19 protein-coding genes are annotated in these 21951 nt (G+C 68.7%); 7 read left to right on the forward strand and 12 right to left on the reverse strand.

Going from position 1 to position 21951, the window contains the following annotated elements:
- The 8 genes from ribD to ACP7AI_RS10680 form a co-directional block, all read right to left on the reverse strand.
- The gene (gene ribD, locus ACP7AI_RS10645; protein ID WP_426168309.1) at window positions 1-948 is read right to left on the reverse strand and encodes a bifunctional diaminohydroxyphosphoribosylaminopyrimidine deaminase/5-amino-6-(5-phosphoribosylamino)uracil reductase RibD; all 948 of its coding nucleotides are present in this window, start codon (window positions 946-948) and stop codon (window positions 1-3) included.
- A gap of 33 nt (window positions 949-981) precedes the next feature.
- Complete coding sequence (locus ACP7AI_RS10650) at window positions 982-1380, reverse strand: hypothetical protein (protein WP_426167127.1); 399 nt, start codon at window positions 1378-1380, stop codon at window positions 982-984.
- 110 nt (window positions 1381-1490) lie between these two features.
- Window positions 1491-2153: a TonB family protein gene (locus ACP7AI_RS10655; protein WP_426167129.1), complete on the reverse strand. Its 663-nt coding sequence runs from the start codon at window positions 2151-2153 to the stop codon at window positions 1491-1493.
- Between the two features lie 109 nt (window positions 2154-2262).
- Window positions 2263-3594, reverse strand: a complete 1332-nt coding sequence (locus ACP7AI_RS10660; RefSeq protein WP_426167131.1) for a glutamate--tRNA ligase — start codon at window positions 3592-3594, stop codon at window positions 2263-2265.
- 57 nt (window positions 3595-3651) lie between these two features.
- Entirely contained in the window at window positions 3652-5901 is a 2250-nt protein-coding gene (locus ACP7AI_RS10665; RefSeq protein ID WP_426167133.1) for a hypothetical protein, read from the reverse strand.
- A 309-nt stretch (window positions 5902-6210) separates the two neighbouring features.
- Complete coding sequence (locus ACP7AI_RS10670) at window positions 6211-7869, reverse strand: NAD+ synthase (protein WP_426167135.1); 1659 nt, start codon at window positions 7867-7869, stop codon at window positions 6211-6213.
- Between the two features lie 50 nt (window positions 7870-7919).
- Entirely contained in the window at window positions 7920-8732 is an 813-nt protein-coding gene (locus tag ACP7AI_RS10675; RefSeq protein WP_426167137.1) for a class I SAM-dependent methyltransferase, read from the reverse strand.
- Between the two features lie 78 nt (window positions 8733-8810).
- Entirely contained in the window at window positions 8811-10418 is a 1608-nt protein-coding gene (locus ACP7AI_RS10680) for an amidohydrolase family protein (protein ID WP_426167139.1), read from the reverse strand.
- Window positions 10419-10506: 88 nt separating this feature from the next.
- Here ACP7AI_RS10680 and plsY point away from each other — a divergent pair, with 88 nt between their 5' ends.
- From plsY to ACP7AI_RS10705, 5 genes are all read left to right on the forward strand, one after another.
- Window positions 10507-11088, forward strand: a complete 582-nt coding sequence (plsY, locus tag ACP7AI_RS10685) for a glycerol-3-phosphate 1-O-acyltransferase PlsY (RefSeq protein ID WP_426167141.1) — start codon at window positions 10507-10509, stop codon at window positions 11086-11088.
- Between the two features lie 7 nt (window positions 11089-11095).
- Window positions 11096-12196, forward strand: a complete 1101-nt coding sequence (gene dprA / locus ACP7AI_RS10690) for a DNA-processing protein DprA (protein ID WP_426167143.1) — start codon at window positions 11096-11098, stop codon at window positions 12194-12196.
- 85 nt (window positions 12197-12281) lie between these two features.
- Window positions 12282-14885: a type I DNA topoisomerase gene (topA, locus tag ACP7AI_RS10695; protein ID WP_426167145.1), complete on the forward strand. Its 2604-nt coding sequence runs from the start codon at window positions 12282-12284 to the stop codon at window positions 14883-14885.
- Between the two features lie 302 nt (window positions 14886-15187).
- Window positions 15188-15799 carry a PEPxxWA-CTERM sorting domain-containing protein gene (locus ACP7AI_RS10700; protein ID WP_426167147.1) on the forward strand — a complete coding sequence of 204 codons (612 nt, stop codon included), beginning with the start codon at window positions 15188-15190 and terminating at the stop codon, window positions 15797-15799.
- Window positions 15800-15926: 127 nt separating this feature from the next.
- A complete protein-coding gene (locus ACP7AI_RS10705; protein ID WP_426167149.1) occupies window positions 15927-17561 on the forward strand; it encodes a GMC family oxidoreductase in 1635 nt (544 codons plus the stop codon).
- On the opposite strand, the gene ACP7AI_RS10710 is transcribed toward ACP7AI_RS10705, so the two are convergent.
- The 3 genes from ACP7AI_RS10710 to ccmA form a co-directional block, all read right to left on the reverse strand.
- A complete protein-coding gene (locus ACP7AI_RS10710) occupies window positions 17558-18463 on the reverse strand; it encodes a DMT family transporter (RefSeq protein WP_426167151.1) in 906 nt (301 codons plus the stop codon). The two genes, ACP7AI_RS10705 and ACP7AI_RS10710, sit on opposite strands and share 4 nt — an antisense overlap.
- A gap of 72 nt (window positions 18464-18535) precedes the next feature.
- A complete protein-coding gene (gene ccmB, locus ACP7AI_RS10715; protein WP_426167153.1) occupies window positions 18536-19162 on the reverse strand; it encodes a heme exporter protein CcmB in 627 nt (208 codons plus the stop codon).
- Window positions 19162-19737: a heme ABC exporter ATP-binding protein CcmA gene (gene ccmA / locus ACP7AI_RS10720; protein ID WP_426167155.1), complete on the reverse strand. Its 576-nt coding sequence runs from the start codon at window positions 19735-19737 to the stop codon at window positions 19162-19164. Before ccmA ends, ccmB begins: the two co-directional genes overlap by 1 nt.
- Window positions 19738-19879: 142 nt before the next feature.
- Between ccmA and ACP7AI_RS10725 the strand changes: the two genes are divergently transcribed.
- Window positions 19880-20467, forward strand: a complete 588-nt coding sequence (locus ACP7AI_RS10725) for an inner membrane-spanning protein YciB (protein ID WP_426167157.1) — start codon at window positions 19880-19882, stop codon at window positions 20465-20467.
- Window positions 20468-20474: 7 nt separating this feature from the next.
- On the opposite strand, the gene pspF is transcribed toward ACP7AI_RS10725, so the two are convergent.
- Window positions 20475-21521 carry a phage shock protein operon transcriptional activator gene (pspF, locus tag ACP7AI_RS10730; RefSeq protein ID WP_426167159.1) on the reverse strand — a complete coding sequence of 349 codons (1047 nt, stop codon included), beginning with the start codon at window positions 21519-21521 and terminating at the stop codon, window positions 20475-20477.
- A gap of 194 nt (window positions 21522-21715) precedes the next feature.
- Here pspF and ACP7AI_RS10735 point away from each other — a divergent pair, with 194 nt between their 5' ends.
- Window positions 21716-21874, forward strand: coding sequence for a hypothetical protein (locus tag ACP7AI_RS10735; protein ID WP_426167161.1), 159 nt, complete (start codon window positions 21716-21718; stop codon window positions 21872-21874).
- The last annotated feature ends 77 nt before the right edge of the window (window positions 21875-21951 follow it).

Consider the following 21951-nt stretch of genomic DNA (forward strand, 5'->3'; position numbering starts at 1 on the left):
CTAACGGATGCGGGTGTAGGTCTCAAGCCGGTCGGGCGCGAGGTCGATGATCGGCCCGGCGCGCCAGCGGCCGTGCGCCGGTGCCAGGTCGGGCAGGCCGATCGCCGACAGTGCCGGGCGGCCGCCGATCAGGATCGGCGCGCGATAGAGCAGCAGCCGGTCGACGAGATCGGCGGCGATCAGGCTGGTCGCGAGTCCTGCCCCGCCTTCGGCCAGTACCAGATTGGCGTCGGTGACAGCGGCGAGCGCGCCGGGGCTGGCGATCCACCGCACGTCACCAGGCATGCCCTCGGTGGCGCTCATCACCGCCACGATCGGCGCGCGGCCTTCCAGCCCGGACAGTCTGACATTCAGCGTTGGACTGTCAGCATCCTGCGTGCCGCGGCCGACGACGATCATGTCATGCCGCGCCCGCTCCAGGTGACCGTGCGCCCGCGCTCGTTCCCCCGTGATCCACTTGCTTACGCCCGAGGCCAAGGCGACCGAACCATCCAGCGTCACCGCCAGCTTCAGCGTGATGTGCGGGCGATTGCGGCGCAGGCGGCTGAAGAACCCCGCCATGACCGCCTGGGCCTCATCGGCGCGCACGCCTTCCGTGACGGCGATGCCGGCAGCGCGCAGCCTGGCCGCGCCGGCGCCATCGGTGCGCGGGTCGGGGTCGCCCGCGGCGATGACGACGCGCCCGACGCCGGCCGCGACCAGCGCATCGGCGCAGGCGCCGCCGCGCGGGCTGGCATGCGCACAGGGTTCCAGCGTGACATAGGCTGTCGCCCCGCGCGCCGCATTGCCGGCCTCTGCCAGTGCGACCGCCTCCGCATGCGGCCGGCCGCCGGGCCTGGTATGGCCGCGGCCGACAATGCGGCCGCCGGCGACGATGATGCAGCCGACCGGCGGGTTGAGGCCGGTGTTGCCGACGCCGCGATCCGACAGCGCCAGGGCGGCGCCCATCAGCCGCGCGTCGTCGGCAGGGCTGGTCACGCCCTACTGGACCGGCGGCTCGCCGGCCACGACGGGCACGGGCGCAGCGGCCGCGACATAGGGGATTTCCTGCTGCGCACCGTTGCCGGCGACATAGGCATCATATTGCTTCTGCGCGTCCAGCTTCGCCTTGCCGGTCAAGGTCGCGATATAGGCGCGCGACTGGGCCTTTTTCGCCTCCTGCGCGGCGACCGTCGCCCTGGCATCGGCAAGCGCGTCGGCGCGGCTGCGGTCCCCGGCCCAATTCTGCATGTAGATGACGTTGAGCGTCGGCGCCGAATATCCCCAGCGCGATTCGAGTGCGAAGGCGACCATCCCGATCGTCGTGATCAACAGCGCCGATCCGCCGACGATCAGGCGTCGGCGCCGCGCATCGGCAACGGATGGATTGAGAAACGACATAGGACCTCCGGCAGGGAACATAGGGGCGCACCCCGCCGGATGCCAGCCGGGCCGTTGCCCCGCGTCAGGCTGACGCCCACGCAAGCGTCAGGCTGACGCCCACGCAAGCGTCAGGCTGACGCCTCGTCCAGGCGGAAACGAACGGTGATGTCGCGCTCCGCTGCCACAGCCACGCCGGCGTCGAGCGCCGGGCTGAAGCGCCAGTGCGCCAGGGCATGGGCCACCGCGGCCGCATCGAGCCGCGGCGAGCCCGAGGAACGCCCCAGCGACGCCGCCAGCACCCGGCCATCGCGACCGATGCGGACATGGACGATGACGCTGCCTTCCTCGCCCATCCGCCGCGCCGCCGCGGGATAGGGCGGCTGGGCGCTGCTGCGCGTGTCGAGCCGGGCAATGACGGTCGGGCCGGCGGGTGTCACCGGCCGGGCATTGGCGATATCGCCGGCGGCATTGCCGTTGCTGCCGTCAAGCATCACCGGCTCGTCGATCGGCGAATCGCGGCGGACGGTGTCGGGCGGCGTGACCTCGACGGTGAAGATCGGTGCGGCGAGGGTCGGCTGCACGACGATGTCCCGGGCATCGGGCGGCGTCGGGATCGGCGGCGCGTGAACCGGATCGGGATGATCGGTGATGATCATCGGCGGCAGGGGCGTCGGCGCCAGCGTCGTCGACACGGCGAACAGCCCGATGGCGGCAAGGCCGGCGTGCAGCGCGATGGTAACGGCGAGACCCGCCGGATGGCGGCAGCTGTCGAGATAAGTGCCGTGCGACATGGTTTTCGATCCTCCCGAATCGTCAGGTTGCACGCCGTGCCGGCAGCTTCGGCCGTGTCGCGGCGCGCGGCCATCGTCTCATGGCCCTGTCGATTATGATAGGGGGTTGTTACGCAATTGCAGCATTCAGCCTGGCAAGGGCGGCATCGCGCCCGATCAGCGGCAGCAGCGCCGCCATTTCGGGGCCGGTGTCGCGCCCGGTGAGGGCATGGCGCAGCGGGTGGAACAGGCCGCGGCCCTTGCGATCGGTCGCGGTCTTCAGCGCCGCTACCCAGCGCGACCAGATGTCGTCACCCCAGGGCTGCGCCGCGAGTTCGGTCGCGGCGGCGGCGATGAAGGCCCGATCGTCGGGGTCCGCCGGTGCCGATACGGCGCGGGCGATGACCGCCTGCCACGCCGCGGCCTCGGCAACCGTCGCCAGATTGCCGCGCACGGCAAGCCAAGCCGCTTCTGTCATGCCGGGCGGCAGGCGATCGGCGACCATTGCGAACGGCATCAGGTGCAGCGTGCGGGCGTTGAGCGCCTGGAGATCGGCGGGATCGAACCGCGCGGGCGCGCGGCCGAAGTGCGTCAGGGCAAAGCCCGGCAGCAGCGCGGCGATGTCGGCGACGGCCTCCACCGGCTGCGACGTGCCGATGCGGGCGAGCAGCGCCACCACCGCCTGCGGCTCGATACCCGCGGCGCGCCAGGCGTCGACGCCTTCGGATCCGATGCGCTTGGACAGCGCCGCATCGGCGCCGGTCAGCAGCGCCAGATGCGCGAGCTGCGGCACGGCGGCGCCGAGCGCCTCGAACATCTGGATCTGCACGGCCGAATTGGTGACATGGTCCTCGCCGCGGACGATGGCGGTGATGCCGAGGTCGATATCGTCGACGACCGATGGCAGCATGTACAGCCAGGTGCCGTCGGCGCGGCGCACCACGGGATCGGACAGCGCGGCGGGATCGTAATGGCAGTCGCCGCGCACCCCGTCGTGCCAGCGGATCGGCGCGTCGATGTCGAGCCGGAAGCGCCAGTGCGGCGCGATGCCGGCGGCGGTTTTCGCGTCATGGTCGGCCTCGGTCAGCGCCAGCGCGGCGCGGTCATAGACCGGCGGCAGCCCGCGCTGCTGCTGCACCTTGCGCTTCAGGTCGAGTTCCTCGGGCGTCTCATAGGCGCGATACGCCCGGCCCAGGGCGGCAAGCCGCGCCAGCGCCGCGTCGTAGAGGGCAAAGCGATCGGACTGGCGGACCTCGATATCGGGCGCGAGACCCAGCCAGGCGAGGTCGTCGCGGATGCTGGCGGCCGATGCCTCGGTAGACCGGGCAACGTCGGTATCGTCGAACCGCAGCACGAAGCGGCCGCCGGCCTGGCGCGCCACCAGCCAGTTGACCAGCGCGGTGCGGATATTGCCGGCGTGCAGCCGACCGGTGGGCGAGGGCGCGAAACGGGTGACGGTCATCCCACTGCCTTAGCAACATGGGATGACCGCCTGTCCAGCCTTGTCCAGCCGCCCCGCTCAGCCGCCTTCGGCCAGCGCGAAGGCCCGCAGCGCCGACCGGTCGTATTCCTGCAGCCGCGAATTGCCGTTGGTCGCCTTGGCGGTGACGTACAGGTCGGCGGCGAACGCCGCGCTCGGACAGCTTTCGAGCAGGGTCGCGACCGGAAAGTCGTGGCTGTACGCGCCGGCCGCCAGGGCATAGGGCGGCGCGCTGGCCGCGACCTCGCCGCTGGTGCTCGCCGCCGCGACATAAGTGATGCCGCGCACGACGCTAAAGCTGAACACCGCGCGGTCGTTGGGGTGGGTCGCGGCGAATTCCAGCAGCAGCGACGCGCCATCGGCATAGCGCAGGAAGCCGCAGTCATCGTCTGCCATCCCCGCCGACAGCACCGGCGGATCGATGCTCGCGTCGCAGCGGCTGTTGTCGACGACAACGGTGAATACCAGTCCGCCGCCGTCGATTTCGGATGGTGCCGCGACGCGGGTGTTGATCGTGCCGTCCGCCTCGATGCTCGTCGGCAGCAGGAACTGGAAGGTTGCCGGCCCCGGCGCGACCAGCACATTGGCCTGGCTGAACACCTCCAGCTTGACCTGGTAGCTGTCGGCCAGCCCGGGCGCCGCCACCGCGTCGCCGGTACCCGGCGTCACCCAGCGCGCCGAATAGATGTCGCCGACGGCACCGTCGATCGGCCAGTAATATTGGGTGCCGGCCGGATCGGTGCTGGTGTCGACGCCCCAGTCGGCGGGACTGAAGACCTGGGTGCGGAAGCGGAAGCGATCGCCCAGCGTCGGGCCGAGCTGGACGGTCGGGAAGGCGAGGCCCGGGCCCGGCACGTCGCGGACATAGTTGCGGCTGACCGGCTCGGTCATCGCGGTGAAGTCGCCGCTGCTGCCGCGCCGCCACGACCAGCGATAGTAATAGATGCCGGCATCGGGGATGCCGAGGGCATGCTGCTGGCGAAAGCCGAGGACGCTGCCGAAGGGCGCATCGACGAAGCTGCCGTAATTCGTCAGCCCATCGGGCCGCACCCAGCCGGCGGGGATGCCCACGCCGGCAGTGCCGCCGATGAAGGTGCCGCCGATGGCGTGCGGCAGCACCCAGCGCTCGACGCCCGACGGTGGCTCGACGGGCGGCTCGGGCACGCACGGTTGGGCGCGCGGATCGGTTACGACGACGGTGATCTCGCTGCCGCAGACATAGTTCCAGTGCGTGTGGCAGCGCACCGACGGCTGGTAGATCGTTGTCCAGGTCCCACCGATCAGCTGTTCGGCCGATACATAGATGTCGGGCTGGTCGCCATTGCAGGCATGGATGTAGAGCGCGCTGAAGCGGCCGTTCTCATCGGTCGGCACCGTGGCGAAACACTGTTTGAAGGTCAGGAACCACGGTTCCAGCCAGGCCAGTTCGCACAGCCAGGGCCGCCAGTAGAGCGCGTCGGCGACCAGCCATTGCCGAGCAAGCGGGGCAGGACCCTGCGCCAGTCGGTTCCATTCGGGAACTTCGAGCTTGTCACGCCGGAAATCGTCGATGGTGACGCCGCTCAGCGATCGCGCGGTCGCCGGCAGGCGGCGCGGGCTGATGGCCTTGGCCGCCGTGCCGACAATCGATGCGCGCGACGCCGGATTGATGGCGAGGCCGGGAAAGGGGCCGGGAAACGGCTCCGGGTCGGGCTCGGGGATCGGCGGCTTCCTGGGGCCGGCGACGATATCGAGCAGGTCGTCGCGCAGCCGCAGGATGTCGCGGTCGGGCAGCCGGGTGATCCAGTCGAACCAGCGGTCGACCTCGCAGACGGTGACGCGGGCGTTGCAGATCGGCAAGTCGATGGTGCTGCCGTTGGGCAAGGTGACGCGCTTGACCAGCCGACCGCGCACCCAGCAGAAGCACAGGCGTGGCCATGGCTGCCAATAGGGCCGGGCGATGGCCAACTCGATCTGCGGGCGCTGGCGATCGAGGCGCAGCGGTTCGGTATAGGCAGCGAGCTGCTTTTCGAGCTTGGCGCGCGACAGCGGCGGTGCCTTGTTGTCGCTATCGAGCAGCGGCGCCACGGTCAGTCGCGCGGTCTGGCCGAGAGCCGCCTCGGGCACATTGATGGTGCCCTTGGCAATGAGGCTATCGCCATCGCGGCCGACCTCGAGCCTGGCGGTGCCGAGGGCACTGCCGGTGCGGCCGTACAGGACGGCCTGGAGTTGCTTGAGCGTGTCCTCGCCGGCTTCGGGCAGCCGGATGACGATCGGCACGCTGAGGGACTTTTTTGGATCGCTGGCCATGTTTTCCTCCTTGGGAAAAGACGTGGGCGCGACTCGATTCTGTTATCGTTACGGCTGACTATACACCCGAAAAGGCCGGCAGGAAACCAGGCCAGGAAGTTTAACAAACATTAACAACGTCTTATTGGGCAGATGCGGATTTTGCTGTCCTACAAGAACCTTATTGGTTAGAAACGAGACAGTCCGCTCTTTGACATCGTTGATCTTGCGGCGGACTCGCGGCAGGGGTGCTGCACGCAACCGGCAGCGACTTTGCGGTGGGCGCAGCAGGCCGGCTTCACCAGGCCTGTGCGAGACCTCGATCGCGGATCACGCCGTCCGAAACGCGTTGGTGATCGGGTAACGCCGGTCGCGGCCGAAGTTGCGGCCGCCGATCTTGACCCCGGGCGGGGCCTGGCGGCGCTTGTATTCGGCGATGTAGAGCAGGCGTTCGATGCGGCCGACGATGGCCGGGTCGACGCCGTCGGCGACGAGGTCGGCGGCGCTGCGTTCGTGCTCGACAAGGCCGATCAGGATGCGATCGAGCAGGTCATAGGGCGGCAGGCTGTCGGCGTCCTTCTGGTTGTCGCGCAGTTCCGCGGTCGGCGGCTTGTCGATGACCCGCTGCGGCATCACCGGGCCCCTGGGGCCGATCGACAGGCGCGGATGGTGGCGATTGCGCCATTCCGACAGCTTGAACACCGTCGTCTTGTAGACGTCCTTCAACACCGAATAGCCGCCGGCCATGTCGCCATAGATGGTGGCATAGCCGACGCTCATCTCCGACTTGTTGCCGGTGGTCAGCAGCATGGGGCCGAACTTGTTGCTGAGCGCCATCAGGCTGAGGCCGCGGATGCGCGACTGGATATTCTCCTCGGCGATATCGGGCGCGCGGCCGGCGAACAGCGGCGCCAGCATCGCGTCGAATGCCGCCATTGCCGGCTGGATGCCGACGGTGTCGAGCCGGCAGCCGAGCAGGCGCGCGCATTCGGCGGCATCCTCCAGGCTGTCCTGGCTGGTGTAGGGCGACGGCATCATCACGCACCACACCCGGTCGGCACCGAGCGCATCGACGGCGACGGCGGCCGACAGTGCCGAATCGATACCGCCGGACAGGCCGAGGACGACACCGGGGAAGCGGTTGCGATTCACATAGTCGCGCAACGCCAGCAGCATGGCGTGGTAGATATCGGCCGGGTCCTCGTCGCGGGCGGCGATCTCGCCCGTTTCGCAGGTCCAGTGATGGCCGATCAGGCTGCGCGTCCAGGTTGTGGTGACGACGCGCTCCTCCCAATCGGGAAGCTGCAGCGCCAGCTTGCGATCGGCGTTGAGGATGAAGCTGGCGCCGTCGAAGACGAGTTCGTCCTGGCCGCCGACGCGGTTTAGATAGAGCAGCGGCAGCCCTGTTTCGGTGACGCGGGCGACCGACAGCGACAGGCGGCGATCATCCTTGCCGGTTTCATAGGGCGAGCCGTTGGGGACGATCAGGATCTCGGCGCCGGTCTCGGCGAGGCACTCGGTGACATCGGGTGTCCAGATGTCCTCGCAGATCGGCACGCCGAGCCGGGCGCCGCGGAACGGCAGCGGCCCGGGCAAGGGCCCGGCGCTGAACACGCGCTTTTCGTCGAAGGTGCCATAGTTGGGCAGGTCGTGCTTGCGGGTCACGCCAACGATCTCGCCGCCGTCGAGAATGAAGGCGGCGTTGAACAGCCGGCCATGTTCGGCGAGCGGCGCGCCGACGAGCAGCGCCGGGCCGCCATCGGCGGTGGCGGCGGCCAGGCGCTGGACCCGCTCCATGGCGGCGGCGACGAGCGCTGGTTTCAGCACCAGGTCTTCGGGGGGATAGCCGACGACGGACAGTTCGGGCGTCACCAGCAGGTCCGCGCCGGGAACCTGGGCCCGCGCGGCCAATATGGCATCGGTGTTGGCGTCGAGGTCGCCGACCCCGGCGTTCAACTGGGCAAGGCCGATGGCAAGGCTGTGGCTCATGGCCCCGGTTTAGGGGTGGGTGCCGCCGGGGGCAACCGGCGGCAACGCCGCTAGCGGCGCACGTCGACCTTCAGGAATGTGGCATGCGTCAGCGTCCGGTCGGGCTCGGTGGCGCGGTTCTGGGCGGTGAACAGCGCCTCCAGTTCGGCCTGCAGGTCGCCGATCCGGTCGCCGGCGGCGGCAAAGGCGTTCATCGTCGGCCCGTAATAGTCGCGGAACACCGCAACGAAATCCACCGGCGGACCGGGAAAATCGAACACATAGGTGGTCTTTTCGAACATGATCCGGTCGGCGGGCACGCCGGCGGCGACGAAGCGCGCCGTCACCTCGGCTTCGCTGCCCCAGGTCACCGGGCTGACAAAACCTTCCGGCGGCGGCGGGGTATAGCCCGCGCTGATGCGCAGCACCTGGGCCACCAGGGTCGGATCGCCGGGGATCCAGTTGCCCATGACGATGCGGCCGCCCGGCCGGGTCACCCGCACCATCTCGGCGGCGACATCATAAGGTCGCGGGGCGAACATGGCGCCGAAGATGCTGACGACGAGGTCGAAGCTCGCATCGGCCAGGCCGGCCAGGTCGGCGGCGTCGCCTTCCTCGAATCGCAGGTTGCCGAGACCCTCGGCAGCGGCGCGGGCGTTGCCGGCCGCGACGAGATTGCTGGCGATGTCGACGCCCAGCACATCGGCGCCCAGCCGTGCCGCCGGCAGCGCGGTGGTACCGTCACCGCAGCCGAGATCGAGCACCCTGAGGCCGGGCGTGATACCCAGCGTCGCCACCAACGCTTCGCCGCTGCCGCGCATGTTGGCCGCGAGACGGGTGAAATCACCCTTTTCCCAAAGTGCCTTGTTCGGATTGGTCGCCATCGTGCAGATCCTCGCCATCGGAACGGGAGCGCGACCTTTTTGCCAATGTTAGCGTGGCTGCGGGCGACCGCCAACCGGTCACTTCACCGGCGCTGCCTTCTCGCGCGCCACCTGCGCCCGCACGCTGGCGAGCAGCGCCGGTGCGTCGAAGACGATGCCGTCCTTGATCGTCCAGCGCACCCCGCCGACGCGTTCGGTCCTTTGCGTCGCCTCGTTCAGCCGCGGAAACCCGGTGCCGTAGAGTGTCTTGAGGTTCTGCAGCGGGTTTTCGGGGGTAATCACCAGGTCGGCGCGCATGCCGACGCGGATCAGGCCGAAATCGGGTTCCAGCCCCTTGGGCTCCATCAGCGTGCGGGCGCCATTGATCGTCGCGGACTGGACAACCTCGAGCGGGGAAAAGCCGGCTTCCTGCAGCATCTCGAGCTCCAGGATATAGCTGAAGCCCCACAGCTGCCAGATGAAGCCGGGGTCGCTGCCGGCGGTGACCCGGCCGCCCATGTTCTTGTAGTCGTTCACCAGCCGCATGTAGCGGCTGTAGTAGTTGCGCCAGGTCACCTCGTTCGCCGTGGTCCAGTCGAAGAAATAGGAGCCGTGGTTGTCGCGGTTCGATTCGTAATAGGCGGTCATCGACGGCAGTGCGTAGGCAGCGTGCCAGTCGGCGTTCTTGGCGCGCATCAGGTCGCGGCTGGCGGAATAGATGTTGAAGGTCGGGTCGAAGGTGACGCCGCTGGCCTTTTGCGCGTCCAGATAGGCCAGCCATTCGGCCCCGCCGGGCTCGTGGATCTGGTTCCAGATCTCGGCGATCCCGCCGAAGCGCATCTGTTCGTCATTATAGTTGTAGGTGGCGGGCGCCGACTGGATGCGGCGATCCTTCAGCAGCGATTCGAAATGGCCATAGAAATGCGTGATGGTGCCGAGCCCGGCAGCGGCGGCGTCGCGGGCGTTGAATTCGGCGACATTGGTCTGCGACAGATGGGCGACGGTGCCGAGACCGAGCTTTTTCGCCTCGGCCATGGCGGCGCGGTCGATCGCCGGCGTTTCGGGGGGGCGGTTGAAGAACTTGATGCCGTCGACGCCGGCGCCGGCGGCCCAGCGCACCCAGGCGCGGGCCTTGTCGGGGGTGTCGACGGTGCCGCCGGTCCAGCCGGCATCGGCGCCGGCGCCAAGCGTCTGGTAGAGGAAGAGCCGCGGCGCGGTGATCTCGCCGGCGGCGCTGCGGCGCTTGTCCGAAAGCGCGCGGCCGACATCGCTGCCGAACATCGGCACGCTGCGCACGGTGGTGACGCCATGGGCGAGCCACAGGCGATAGGCATAGCTGGGGTCGGCCGCCTTGTCGGGGTCGCCATTGTGGCCGTGCATGTCGACGAAGCCGGGCAGGACATACATGCCGGTGGCGTCGATCTCGCGCGTGGCGCCGGCCGGGGCGCGGTTGGTGGCCATGGGCAGGCCGGGGGTGCCGGCGCGGCGCAGTTCGGCGATACGGCCGTCGCGGATGACGATGTCGACGGGGCCTTCCGGTGGCCCGCCGTTGCCCGGCACGATGGTGGCGCCGCGGATGACGAGGAGCGGATAGGGCCCCGCGGCCTCGCTGGCCGTACGCGCCGGGGTCGGCAGCATGCCGGCGGCGAGCGCCGGCAGTGCGGTGATGGCGGCCACCGCGCCGATCAGAAAGTGCCGAAATGCCATGTGGTGCCGTCCCCCGATCGTCTGCCGGGGCAGCATAGGGGCGTTCGCCGGGCTTTCAAACTGTTGTGCCTGCGGCTAAACCCTCGCCATGGGGGACAGCGTGCTCTGGGGCCTGGTCGGCTATCTGCTCGGCAGCATCCCGTTCGGGCTGTTGCTGACGCGCATGATCGGCGTCGATATCCGCACAGTGGGGTCGGGCAACATCGGCACCACCAATGTGCTGCGTACCGGGAACAAGGGGCTCGCCGCGGCGACGCTGGTGCTCGATGCCGGGAAGGGCGCGGTCGCGGTGCTGCTGGCGCGGCATTTTGCCGGCGAGAGCGCAGCGATCTGGGCGGCTTGTGCGGCCTTTGTCGGCCATTGTTTCCCGATCTGGCTGAAGTTTCGCGGCGGCAAGGGGGTGGCGACCCTGCTCGGCATCGCGCTCGCTGCGGTGCCCCTGGCGGGCCTGGCGGCAGTGCTCGGCTGGCTGGGGGCGGCATTGGCGACGCGCTATTCATCGGTCGGCGGCATGATGTCGGCGCTGGTCGCGGCGGGGGCCGGCTGGGCGCTGGGCGGCGCGGCCTGGGGGCTGGCATTGGCTGCATTGGCCATCGTGCTGATCGCCAGGCACCGCGAGAACATCGCCCGGCTGCGGGCGGGCACCGAAGGCCGGATCGGCCAGAAGTGATCGCCGGATGACGCTTCCTGTCGACGCCGTCGCACGCCTGCGGCTGATCCGGACCGACAGCATCGGGCCGGTGACCTATCGCCAGCTGATCGCGCGCTTCGGCGATGCGGACACGGCATTGCGAATGCTACCGGATCTCGCCCGCAAGGGTGGCCGCGCGCTGGTCGTCGCCGGCGCCGGGGCGGCCGAAGCCGAGCTGGCGGCGCTCGACGCCATCGGCGCGACAATGATCTTTATCGGGACGGCCGCCTATCCGGCGCTGCTGGCGTCGCAGGAAACGGCGCCGCCGGTGCTGTCGGCGCGCGGTGACCTGGGCCTGCTGGAGCGGCCGGCCGTCGCCATCGTCGGCGCGCGCAACGCCAGCGCCGCCGGCACACGCTTCGCACGCACGCTCGCGGCCGAACTGGCGGATCACGACCTTGTCGTTGTGTCGGGGCTGGCGCGCGGCATCGACGCGGCGGCGCACCAGGGGGCCATGGCGGGCGGCACGATCGCCGTCGTCGCCGGCGGCGTCGATGTCGTCTACCCGCCCGAAAACGCCGCGCTGATGGCCGAAATCGCCGAAAAAGGCCTGATCGTTGCCGAACAAATGCCGGGCGTGGAGCCGCAGGCCCGGCATTTCCCGCGCCGCAACCGCATCATTGCTGGGCTGGCGGCGGGCACATTGGTGGTGGAGGGTGCCCCCAAGTCCGGCTCCCTGATCACCGCGCGCATCGCGGCCGAAGCCGGGCGCGAGGTCATGGCCATTCCGGGCTCGCCGCTCGATCCGCGGGCGCAGGGGTGCAATCTGCTGATCCGCGAGGGCGCGACGCTGGTGCAAGGCGCCGCCGATGTCATCGAGGCGCTGTCGGCGTTCGGCGGCGGGCCGCAACTCGGCCTGCGCTTCAAGGCGGCGGAGGCGGCACCGCTGTACGACGACCTGCCCGCCGATGCCGGGGACGCCGAACGCGACGCCGTCGCTGCGCTGTTGTCGCCGACGCCGGTCGCCATCGACGAGATCGTGCGCCTGTCCGGGCTGCCGGCACCGCTGGTGGCAACGGTGCTGCTCGACCTGGAATTGGGCGGCGGCCTGGTCCGTCACGCCGGTGGCCGGGTCGGCCTCGCCTGAAAGTCGCACCCGACGATGCGGCTTGACGGCCTCGTTGCTGCCCCGTCACCCTCGCGCGTACACACAAGGGATCAGCCAGGCCGCCATGCAGCTCGTCATCGTCGAATCGCCTGCAAAGGCAAAAACCATCAACAAGTATCTGGGGTCGGACTATGAGGTCCTGGCCAGCTTTGGCCATATTCGCGACCTGCCGCCCAAGGATGGCTCGGTCGATCCCGACCATGATTTCGCGATGCTGTGGGAGGTGTCGGGCGACCGCGCCAAGCAGCTGAAGGCGATTTCCGACGCCGCCAAGCGTGCCGACAATGTCATTCTCGCCACCGATCCCGATCGCGAGGGCGAGGCGATTTCCTGGCATCTGCTCGAATGGCTGAAGGGCAAGAAGGCGCTGCCCAAGGGCGGCGCCAGCCGGGTCACCTTCAACGAGATCACCAAGAGCGCGGTGACCGCCGCGATGGCGCGGCCGCGCGAACTCGATACCGCGCTGATCGATGCCTATCGGGCGCGGCGGGCGCTCGACTATCTGGTCGGCTTCACCCTGTCGCCGGTGCTGTGGCGCAAGCTGCCTGGGGCAAAAAGCGCGGGCCGCGTGCAATCGGTGGCGCTGCGCCTGATCGTCGAGCGCGAGCGCGAGATCGAGGCGCATGACGCCCGCGAATACTGGACGGTCGACGCCCAGATGACGGCGCCGAACAGCACGAGCTTTCCGGCGCGGCTGAGTTTCTTCAACGGCAAGAAGCTCGATCGCTTCGACCTGTCCAACGAGCAGCAGGCGTTGAGGGCCAAGGATGCCGTCGCCAATGGCAAGTTCACCGTTTCGGCGGTCGAGACCAAGCCGGCGACCCGCAACCCCTATGCGCCGTTCACGACCAGCACGCTGCAGCAGGAGGCGGCGCGCAAGCTCGGCTTCACCGCCAGCCACACGATGCGGGTGGCGCAAGGGCTCTACGAGGAAGGCCGCATCACCTATATGCGGACCGACGGCGTGCAGATCGCCGGCGAGGCGATCACCGCCGTGCGCGAGGTCATCGCCAAGGACTATGGCAACGGCCCCGATGTGCTGCCGGACAAGCCGCGCCATTACGCCACCAAGGCCAAGAATGCCCAGGAAGCGCATGAGGCGATCCGCCCGACCGATCTGTTCGCGCGGCCCTCGCGCACGCCCGCCGGCGATGCCGACAAGCTGTATGCGCTGATCTGGAAGCGCACCGTCGCCAGCCAGATGGCCAGCGCGCGTTTGGAGCGGAGCAGCATCGACCTGCTCGACGAGGCGCGCACCACCGGACTGCGCGCCACTGGCCAAGTCGTGCTGTCGCCGGGCTTTCTCGCCGTTTACACCGAGACCAACGAGGACCTGCCGTCCGACAGCGACGACGATGAGGGCCGGCGCCTGCCGCGGCTGGTGCAGGGCGATCGCTGCCAGGTCGCCGACGTTGCCGCCAAGCAGCATTTCACCGAGCCACCCCCGCGCTTTTCGGAAGCGTCGCTGGTCAAGCGGCTGGAGGAGCTCGGCATCGGCCGGCCGTCGACCTATGCGGCGATCCTGCAGACGCTGCGCGACCGGGCCTATGTGCGGGTCGAAAAGAACCGCTTCTGGGCGGAGGAAAAGGGCCGGCTGGTCACGGCGTTCCTCGAACGCTTCTTCGAAAAATATGTCGGCTATGATTTCACCGCCGACCTCGAGACGCGTCTCGATGATGTGTCGGCGGGCGATCTCGACTATCTGAAGGTGCTGCGCGATTTCTGGGACGATTTCGAGCCCAAGACCAAGGAAATCCTCGAGCTGAAGCCGTCGGACGTGACGGTCGCGCTCGACGAGTTCCTGGCGCCGATGCTGTTTCCGCCCAAGGCCGATGGCAGCGACCCGCGGCTGTGCCCGACCTGCGGCAACGGCCGGCTGAGCCTGAAGACCGGCAAGTTCGGCGCGTTCGTCGCCTGCTCCAACTACCCGGAATGCCGCTATACCCGCCAGTTCGCGGGCGAGGGAGGGGCGCAAGAGAACGCGGGCCCCGTGCTGCTCGGCAGCGATCCCGAAACGGGGGAGCCGGTGACGCTGCGCGCCGGTCGCTTCGGCGCCTATGTCCAGCGCGGCGATGCCGAAAAGCCGCCGCGCGCGTCCATCCCGAAGGATGCACCGGTCTCCGGGCCCGAGGACCTGCCGCTGGCACTGCAGTTGCTGTCGCTGCCACGCACGGTCGGCACGCACCCCGAAAGCGGCGAGCCGATCACCGCCAGCATCGGCCGCTATGGACCCTATCTGGCGCATGCCGGCAAATATGCGCGGCTGACGTCGACCGCCGAAGTGTTCGAGACCGGCATGAACGCCGCCGTCGTCAAGCTGGCGGAGGCGGCCGCCGCCGGCCCGCGGGCGCGCGGCACGATGGCGCCGCTGCGCGAAATCGGCGCGCATCCGGCATCGGGCCTGATGATGAAGCTCATGGCTGGCCGCTTCGGCCAGTACATCACCGATGGCACCACCAATGCGACGGTGCCGAAGACCGAGGACGGCATGACCATCGGCCTGGCCGATGCGGCAGCGCTGATCGACGCGCGTGCGGCGATGCCGTCGAAGGGCAAGAAGCCGGTGAAGAAACCCGCGGCCAAGCGTGCTGCGGCAAAGAAGCCGGCGACCAAGGCGGCGCCCGCCAAGGCGAAGGCGCCGCGCAAGAAGGCGACAGCCAAGGAATGACGGCACCCCCCGGCGTGATCTGCTGTCGGTCATTGCGAGAACGATGTCGAATCGATCGCCAGCAGTGCGCGTGCGACATATCTGGGTAGTTTCGGCGAGCACAACGAGAACGGTTAATTATAGTGGCGTAACAGGGTGTCGAGCTACTTTACAATGTTTGCAGGCGTAATTGTCCGCGAGCCGAAAAGACTATCGCCAATACGACGGCTATATCGAACGTTAGCGACTTCATCACGCGTCGCCAACAAATATGGTACGGCAATTGCAAAGTATCGCCATGGGGACTAACCATGGAGGACTTCATGAAAAAGTTATTGTTTGGCATCGCAGCGATGCTTGCGACGACATCGGCCAATGCCGCCATCATCCCGACACTTGTCGGCGATCCGACAGATGCCGGGAACGGCACCTATCTGTACACCTACAGCGCGACGCTGGCTTCGGACGCGGCAGCGCTGTCGGGCAGCTTTTTCACACTTTACGACATCGCCGGGTTCGACAGCGTCGGCAACCTGCCGGCGAATTTCGAATTCTCGACGCAATTGCTCGGCCTCACCCCTGCCAATGTCCTGCCCACCGACGATCCGACATTGGCCAACGTCACCTTCACCTACACCGGCCCCGACCTCAACTACGACGAGCCGTTCTCGGGGCGTGATCTTGGCCTGTTCGAAATCTATTCGACCAACGGCGCGTTCGGCTTCGGCGACTTCACGGCCGAAACCGTGCGCAACGACGGGCCGACGCGCGGCACGTTGCTGGCGAACATCGGCGTGAATGCCGTCGCCATTCCCGGCGACGGTGCGGGCAGCTTCATCCCCGAACCCGAAGCATGGGCGATGATCGTGTTCGGCTTTGGCCTGGTCGGCGCCGGCATGCGGCGTCGCGCCCGTACCCCGGTCGTCGCCGGCTGACCGGATCGGGGCCGGCGGTGACGCCGGCCCCGGCCTGGCCTGAATGGGCGTCGACATGGGGGCTGGCCCCGCGCCGGCCGCCCTGTATGCTGCCCGCGATCGCCGACAAGGCGACGGGGACATCGCCATGCAGGAATTCGACTATATCGTCGTCGGCGCCGGCAGCGCCGGCTGTGTCCTTGCCAACCGGTTGACCGCCGACGGTACCGCGACGGTGTTGCTGCTCGAGGCGGGCGGCAAGGACACCAACCCGATGATCCATATTCCCATCGGCTATGCGACGACGCTGAAGGATCCCAAGGTCAACTGGCTGTACGAAACCGAGGTCGACCCGACATCGGGCAATCGCCCGCATGTCTGGCCGCGCGGCAAGGTGCTGGGCGGATCATCGTCGATCAACGGTCTGCTGTACGTGCGCGGCCAGGCGGCGGATTTCGACCAATGGGCGCAACTGGGTTGCACAGGCTGGAGCCACAGCGACGTGCTGCCGTATTTCCGCCGGGCCGAGGGCAATGAACGGCTGGGCAAGGACGAATGGCACGGCGGCGACGGCCCTCTGAACGTGTCCGACCCGCGCGACAGCCATCCGATTTCCGATGCCGTCATCAAGGCGGGTGTCGAGGCCGGCATCCCCTACAACAACGACGTCAACGGCGAGGCGCAGGACGGCATCAGCTATTTCCAGATGACGGTGAAGAACGGCCGCCGCTGGTCGCTGGCGATGGCCTATCTGCGGCCTGCACTGGCCCGCAAGAACCTGACGCTGCAGATCCATGCCCAGGCCGAACGGGTGACCTTCGACGGCAAGCGGGTGACGGGGGTGCGCTATTCCCAGAACGGCCGCAGCATCGAGGCCAGGGCGCGGCGCGAGGTCATCCTGTCGGGCGGCGCGGTCAATTCCCCGCAACTGCTCGAGCTGTCGGGCATCGGCGACCCCGAGGTGCTGGCGGCGGCGGGCGTGCCGGTGGTGCAGGCGCTGAAGGGTGTCGGCACCAATTTGCAGGACCATTACATGGTCAGCACGGCGTTCAAGCTGAAGGATTGCATCTCGGTCAACGAGCTGAGCCGCGGCTGGCGGCTGGTGCGCGAGGTCGCGCGCTATGCGACCCAGCGCAAAGGGCTGTTGACGCTGTCGGCGGCGCATATCCAGGCCTATGTCCGCACCCGGCCGGGGTTGTCGGGTCCCGATGTCCAGTATCACATCCTTCCGGGATCGATGGACGTCGAGGCGTATGTGAACCAGGGCCAGATGGTCATGGAAAAGCATCCCGGCCTGACGATCGCGCCGTGCCAGCTGCGCCCTGAGAGCCGGGGTACGATCCACATCAAGACGGCGGCACCGCTCGATCGTCCGTCGATCCGGCCGAACTATCTGTCGGACCCCGTCGATCAGGCGACCATCGTCGCGGGGCTGCGCTGGGCCCGCAAGCTGGCGTCGCAACCGGCGCTCAGCCAGTGGATGGCGGCGGAAACCTGGCCGGGCGTGGCGGTGGAAAGCGACGCCGCGCTGCTCGCCTATGCGCAGGAGCGCGGCTCGACGCTGTACCACCCCGTTGGCACCGCCCAGATGGGCCGCGCCGATGATCCGATGAGCGTCGTCGACCCGCAGCTGCGGGTGCGCGGCGTCGACGGCCTGCGCGTCGTCGATGCGTCGGTCATGCCGCGCCTCGTCAGCGGCAATACCAATGCCGCAACGGTGATGATCGCGGAGAAGGCCAGCGACATGATCCTGGCGGCAGCGCGGGAGCGGGTGGCCGCCTAGCGGCGCTCGGGCAGGCGGACGAGGACCAGCGCCACGACCACCAGCGCGGCGCCGCCGAGCTCGACCGGGCCAGGGACTTCGCCGAAGCGCAGCGCACCGATGGCGGTCGCGACGGCGGGCTGCACCAGCAGCGTCAATCCGACGACGAGCGGCTTCAGATGCCCAACGGCGAATACGACAAGCCCTTGGCCGATAACCTGGCTGCCGAGCGCCAGCAGCAGCAGCGGCGTCCAGTCGTGCGGCCAGAAGGCACCGTCGCTGAGCAGCAGCGCGACCGGCAGCAGGCCCACCGCGCCAAAGGCCGTCGCCATCCCCAGCAGCGGAAACACCGCGACGGTGCCGCGCAGCCGGTCGATGACGATCAGATAGCCGGTGTAGAGCAGCGCCGCGCCAAGGCAGAAAAGGTCGCCGGCCAGATGCTGCGGCGACAGCTCGGCACTGCGTCCGACCAGCAGGAGCGTTCCGGCCAGCGCGAACCCGATGGCGAACAGCGCCTTGCGACCGGGCCGGTGGCCGAGCACGACGAAGCCCCAGATCGGCAGCAGGAAACTGGCGGCATTCGACAGCAAGGCGGCATTGGCGAGGGTCGTGCGAACGATGCCATAGTGCCACAGCGCGACATCGGCGGCGAAGAACAGCCCGGCGACAGCCGCGAGCAGCAGCACACGGCGATCGACGGTGCCGACGGCCATCGGCTTGCCGATGAAGCGCGCCAGCAGCGCCAGCGGCAGGATGGCAAGGCCGAGCCGCCAGAACGCCGACGATACCGGCGCGACATCGGCCAGGCGGACCAGCCAGGGGCCGAAGGCCAGCGCGGCGCTGCCCAGCACCATGGCGGGAAAGGCCAGCCGGTGCGGCAGCGCCGGCGCCGCGGCGGGCGGGTCGAGGACGGTGGTGGCCATGGGCGGGGCTTTAGGCGGTAAGCGGCCGGCGCGAAACCCGCTGTCGGCGGATGCCGGCATAAGCTGGGCTGGTCAGTCCTGGCGCATGGCGGCGGCAGCGGCGAAAGGCGCGACGGCAATCGAGACGAGGCTGGCGGCGGCGAGCAGCTTCAAGGCGCCCGGCGCTGCGGCGGCGACGCCGAAGATCAGGATCGGCAGCGCCAGCGGCAGGATGATCAGCCCGGCCAGCGCACCGCCGCCGCGCAGCCCCGCGGTCAGGGCGGCGGCGACCACCGCCAGCGCCGCCAGCGCCGGCGTGCCGAGCAGCAGCGCCAGCGCCAGCTGCTTGGCCGTGGTGCTGTCCATGCCGACGAGGATGGCGGCGATGGGCAGCGCGGCGAGCAGCGGCAGCGCAAAGCCCAGCCAGTGCGCGACGATACGGGCGGCGGCGACGAGTTCCATGGCGATGCCGCGCGACGCCAGCTGGTCGAGCGTGCCGTCATCGAGATCGGGTGCGACCAGCGTTTCGACGGGCAACAGCGCCGCAAGCAGCGCCGCGACCCAGACGACGCCCGGTGCGATCCGCCCGAGCAGACGGGCATCGGGGCCGACGGCAAAGGGGAACAGCGCGGCGACGAGGACGAAGAACATCACCGGCATCCACAGCGCCGGGGAGCGGGCGATGAGCGTCAGGTCGCGGCGGACGAGGGTCAGGAACATCAGCCGAGCTGCAGACGCTGCGGGGTATCGAGGCCGATGTCGCCGTGCACCGCCGCGACGATCATGCCGCCGGTGGCGCGGTGCGCGACCATGGCCGACGCCAGCAGCGCCGCCGACGCCGTGTCGAGCCCGGCCGTCGGTTCGTCGAGCAGCCAGAGGTCGGCGCCGCTGGCCAGCACTCGGGCCAGGCCGGCCCGGCGGCGCTGGCCGGACGACAAGTGCTTGCAGGGCACCTCAATCAGCGCCGCGACGTTCATCGCCGCCATGGCGCCGGGCAATCGCTGGCGGCCGTCGTCGATCCGGGCCCAGTGCGCCAGTTCCTCGCCGAGCGTCATGCGAGGTTTCAGCGCGACGTCGTGCCCCAGGAAACCACGACTGCCGCCGCCGGTGATGCTCCCGGCGGCGGGTGCCAGCAGGCCGGCGAGGAGGCGCAACAGGCTCGACTTGCCGCTGCCGTTGGGGCCTTCGAGGTGCAGTGCAGTGCCGGGTTCGACGCGAAACGACAGCCCCTCGAACAGCAGCCGGTCGCCGCGGCGGCACGCCAGGTCGGCAACGATCAGGGGTTCGGGTGGCACGGCGGCACGCTAGCTGCGGCCGTCTCGATTGTCATCCCGCCGGCGGCTCTCGTGCGGCATCGTTGGTGGTTCATGGGTCCCGGCCTGTGCCGGGATGACCGGGCGGTTTCGCTTGTCTCCGAATCGCCCTATGGGAAGCGCGATGACCGAAGCCGCCCCCCGTCCCGCGCCCCAGCGTCCCGCCCTGCCGACCGGCCTCAAACTGGCGATCGACTATGGTCCCCTGGTGGTGCTGCTGGTCGCCAACAAGCTGGGCGGGCCCTTTGCCGCGACGCTGGCCTTCATGGTGGCGATGGCGGTGGCGATGTCGGTGTCCTGGGTGAAAACGCGGCATATCCCGCCGGTGCTGATCTTTTCGGGTGTCATCGCGCTGATTCTCGGCGGCATCACGCTGTGGTTGCGCGACGTGAAGTTCCTGCAGATCAAGTTTTCAATCACCTATGGCGTGTTCGCGCTGATCCTGCTGGTCGGCATGATCCGCAAGCAGCCCTATCTGAAGCTGGTGTTCGGCGATGCGTTTCCGACGCTGGACGCCGCCGGCTGGATGAAGTTCAACCGCAACTGGGCGCTGTTTTTCCTCGGCATGATGGTCGCCAACGAGGTGCTGCGGCAGGTGCTGACCTTCGACCAGTGGACCTGGTTCAAGGCGGCTTCGATCTTCATCACCATGGCCTTCATCCTGACGCAGCTGCCGCTGCTGATGAAGCACGGGGTGAAGTTCGAGGATTAGGCGCGACCTAACCGTTGGGCTCCGCCGTCAGCAGTTCGTGGCGCTTCATGGCGTGGCGCAGCTGGTCATAGCTCAGCGCCAACGCGGCGGCGGTGCGGCGCTGGTTGTGGCGGCAGCGTTCGAGCGCGGCGACCAGGATCTCGCGTTCATAGGCATGCACCGCGGCGCGGAAATCCGACACGCTCTGCAGTGTCGGGGGCGGCTGGGCGGCGGTTTCGCCGCGCGGGTCGATCGGCTGGCGGCTGGGGGCGGCGGAGATGCCGGGCAGTGCCAGCGGCCGCCACGGGCTTTCGAACGGGTCGACGATGATGCGGCCGACCGGCGTTTCGGCATCGCCCCAGCGATAGAGGGAGCGTTCGACGACGTTCTTCAGTTCGCGGACGTTGCCCGGCCAGGGATGCTCGTTGAGGCAGGCCGTGGCCTTGGCCGTGAAGCCCGGAAAGCCCGACCAGCCGAGCTCGGCCGCCATGCGCCGCGCGAAATGCAGCGCCAGGACCTCGATATCCTCCGCGCGTTCCCGCAACGGCGGCAGGGTGACGACCTCGAAGCTCAGGCGGTCGAGAAGATCGGCGCGAAACCGACCGCGATCGACCAGCGCCGGCAGGTCCTCGTTGGTGGCGCCGACCAGCCGGACATCGACGGCGATGGCGCGGTTGGAACCGATGCGGGTCAATTCGCCATATTCGACGACGCGCAGCAGGCGTTCCTGTGCCGCCGGCGACAGGGTGGCGATCTCGTCGAGGAACAGCGTGCCGCCATCGGCATCCTCGAATCGCCCGGCGCGGGCGCGCTGGGCGCCGGTGAAGGCGCCGGCCTCGTAACCGAACAGTTCGGCGTCGATCAGGTTCTCGGGAAGTGCCGCGCAATTCAGTGAAACCAGCGGTCCGCCCCAGCGCGGGGACAAGCGATGCAGGCGTTCGGCGATCAGCTCCTTGCCGGTACCGCGCTCCCCGATGACCAGGACCGGACGGTTCAGCGGGGCCGCCGCCGAGGCGCGTTCGACCGCATCGAGAAAGATCGACGACGATCCGATCAGCGGGGCTGGTTTGGCCATGACTGCAAGTTAGTGCAAATTCCCAACATTCAGCAAGCGTTCACACTGAAAAATCGTTTGAGGTCCGTGCGATTTCAATAATATCAGCAAGTTACAAGATCAATGCCACTTGGCACGGCTCATGCAAAGCTCTTGGCATGAGCAACCGGACGAACCGCCGGGCGCCACAGACCTTGAACCCACAGGAGACTTCGATGATCAATCTGTCCAACACCACCGCCGCCTTCCGCAACCTGGTTGGCGTCGTCGCCGCGGTCCTGATGGGCAGCACCTTCCTCCTGGCCGCAACCGCCCCCGCCATCACGACGGGCGTGCAGGTTGCCGCCAATTCGGATATCGTCGGCGTTGCGTAACGCGCTGACGATGGCCGGCGGGCCACGGCCGGGGATGCCCCCTCTCCCCGCCCTCCCCGCCGGCCCACCTCTTGCAC

The organism is Sandarakinorhabdus sp. DWP1-3-1 (genome assembly GCF_049896705.1).
GTDB lineage: Bacteria > Pseudomonadota > Alphaproteobacteria > Sphingomonadales > Sphingomonadaceae > Sandarakinorhabdus.

What these genes read in the sequence shown, in the direction of transcription:
- ACP7AI_RS10680 (WP_426167139.1), bottom strand. Translation starts at nt 10,418, where the DNA reads ATGGCATTTCGGCACTTTCTGATCGGCGCGGTGGCCGCCATCACCGCA.
- ACP7AI_RS10670 (WP_426167135.1), bottom strand. Translation starts at nt 7,869, where the DNA reads ATGAGCCACAGCCTTGCCATCGGCCTTGCCCAGTTGAACGCCGGGGTC.
- ACP7AI_RS10675 (WP_426167137.1), bottom strand. Translation starts at nt 8,732, where the DNA reads ATGGCGACCAATCCGAACAAGGCACTTTGGGAAAAGGGTGATTTCACC.
- ACP7AI_RS10665 (WP_426167133.1), bottom strand. Translation starts at nt 5,901, where the DNA reads ATGGCCAGCGATCCAAAAAAGTCCCTCAGCGTGCCGATCGTCATCCGG.
- ACP7AI_RS10700 (WP_426167147.1), top strand. Translation starts at nt 15,188, where the DNA reads ATGAAAAAGTTATTGTTTGGCATCGCAGCGATGCTTGCGACGACATCG.
- ribD (WP_426168309.1), bottom strand. Translation starts at nt 948, where the DNA reads ATGGGCGCCGCCCTGGCGCTGTCGGATCGCGGCGTCGGCAACACCGGC.
- ACP7AI_RS10655 (WP_426167129.1), bottom strand. Translation starts at nt 2,153, where the DNA reads ATGTCGCACGGCACTTATCTCGACAGCTGCCGCCATCCGGCGGGTCTC.
- ACP7AI_RS10650 (WP_426167127.1), bottom strand. Translation starts at nt 1,380, where the DNA reads ATGTCGTTTCTCAATCCATCCGTTGCCGATGCGCGGCGCCGACGCCTG.
- pspF (WP_426167159.1), bottom strand. Translation starts at nt 21,521, where the DNA reads ATGGCCAAACCAGCCCCGCTGATCGGATCGTCGTCGATCTTTCTCGAT.
- ACP7AI_RS10710 (WP_426167151.1), bottom strand. Translation starts at nt 18,463, where the DNA reads ATGGCCACCACCGTCCTCGACCCGCCCGCCGCGGCGCCGGCGCTGCCG.
- ACP7AI_RS10725 (WP_426167157.1), top strand. Translation starts at nt 19,880, where the DNA reads ATGACCGAAGCCGCCCCCCGTCCCGCGCCCCAGCGTCCCGCCCTGCCG.
- ccmB (WP_426167153.1), bottom strand. Translation starts at nt 19,162, where the DNA reads ATGTTCCTGACCCTCGTCCGCCGCGACCTGACGCTCATCGCCCGCTCC.
- ACP7AI_RS10735 (WP_426167161.1), top strand. Translation starts at nt 21,716, where the DNA reads ATGATCAATCTGTCCAACACCACCGCCGCCTTCCGCAACCTGGTTGGC.
- ACP7AI_RS10705 (WP_426167149.1), top strand. Translation starts at nt 15,927, where the DNA reads ATGCAGGAATTCGACTATATCGTCGTCGGCGCCGGCAGCGCCGGCTGT.
- ACP7AI_RS10660 (WP_426167131.1), bottom strand. Translation starts at nt 3,594, where the DNA reads ATGACCGTCACCCGTTTCGCGCCCTCGCCCACCGGTCGGCTGCACGCC.
- topA (WP_426167145.1), top strand. Translation starts at nt 12,282, where the DNA reads ATGCAGCTCGTCATCGTCGAATCGCCTGCAAAGGCAAAAACCATCAAC.
- plsY (WP_426167141.1), top strand. Translation starts at nt 10,507, where the DNA reads ATGGGGGACAGCGTGCTCTGGGGCCTGGTCGGCTATCTGCTCGGCAGC.
- dprA (WP_426167143.1), top strand. Translation starts at nt 11,096, where the DNA reads ATGACGCTTCCTGTCGACGCCGTCGCACGCCTGCGGCTGATCCGGACC.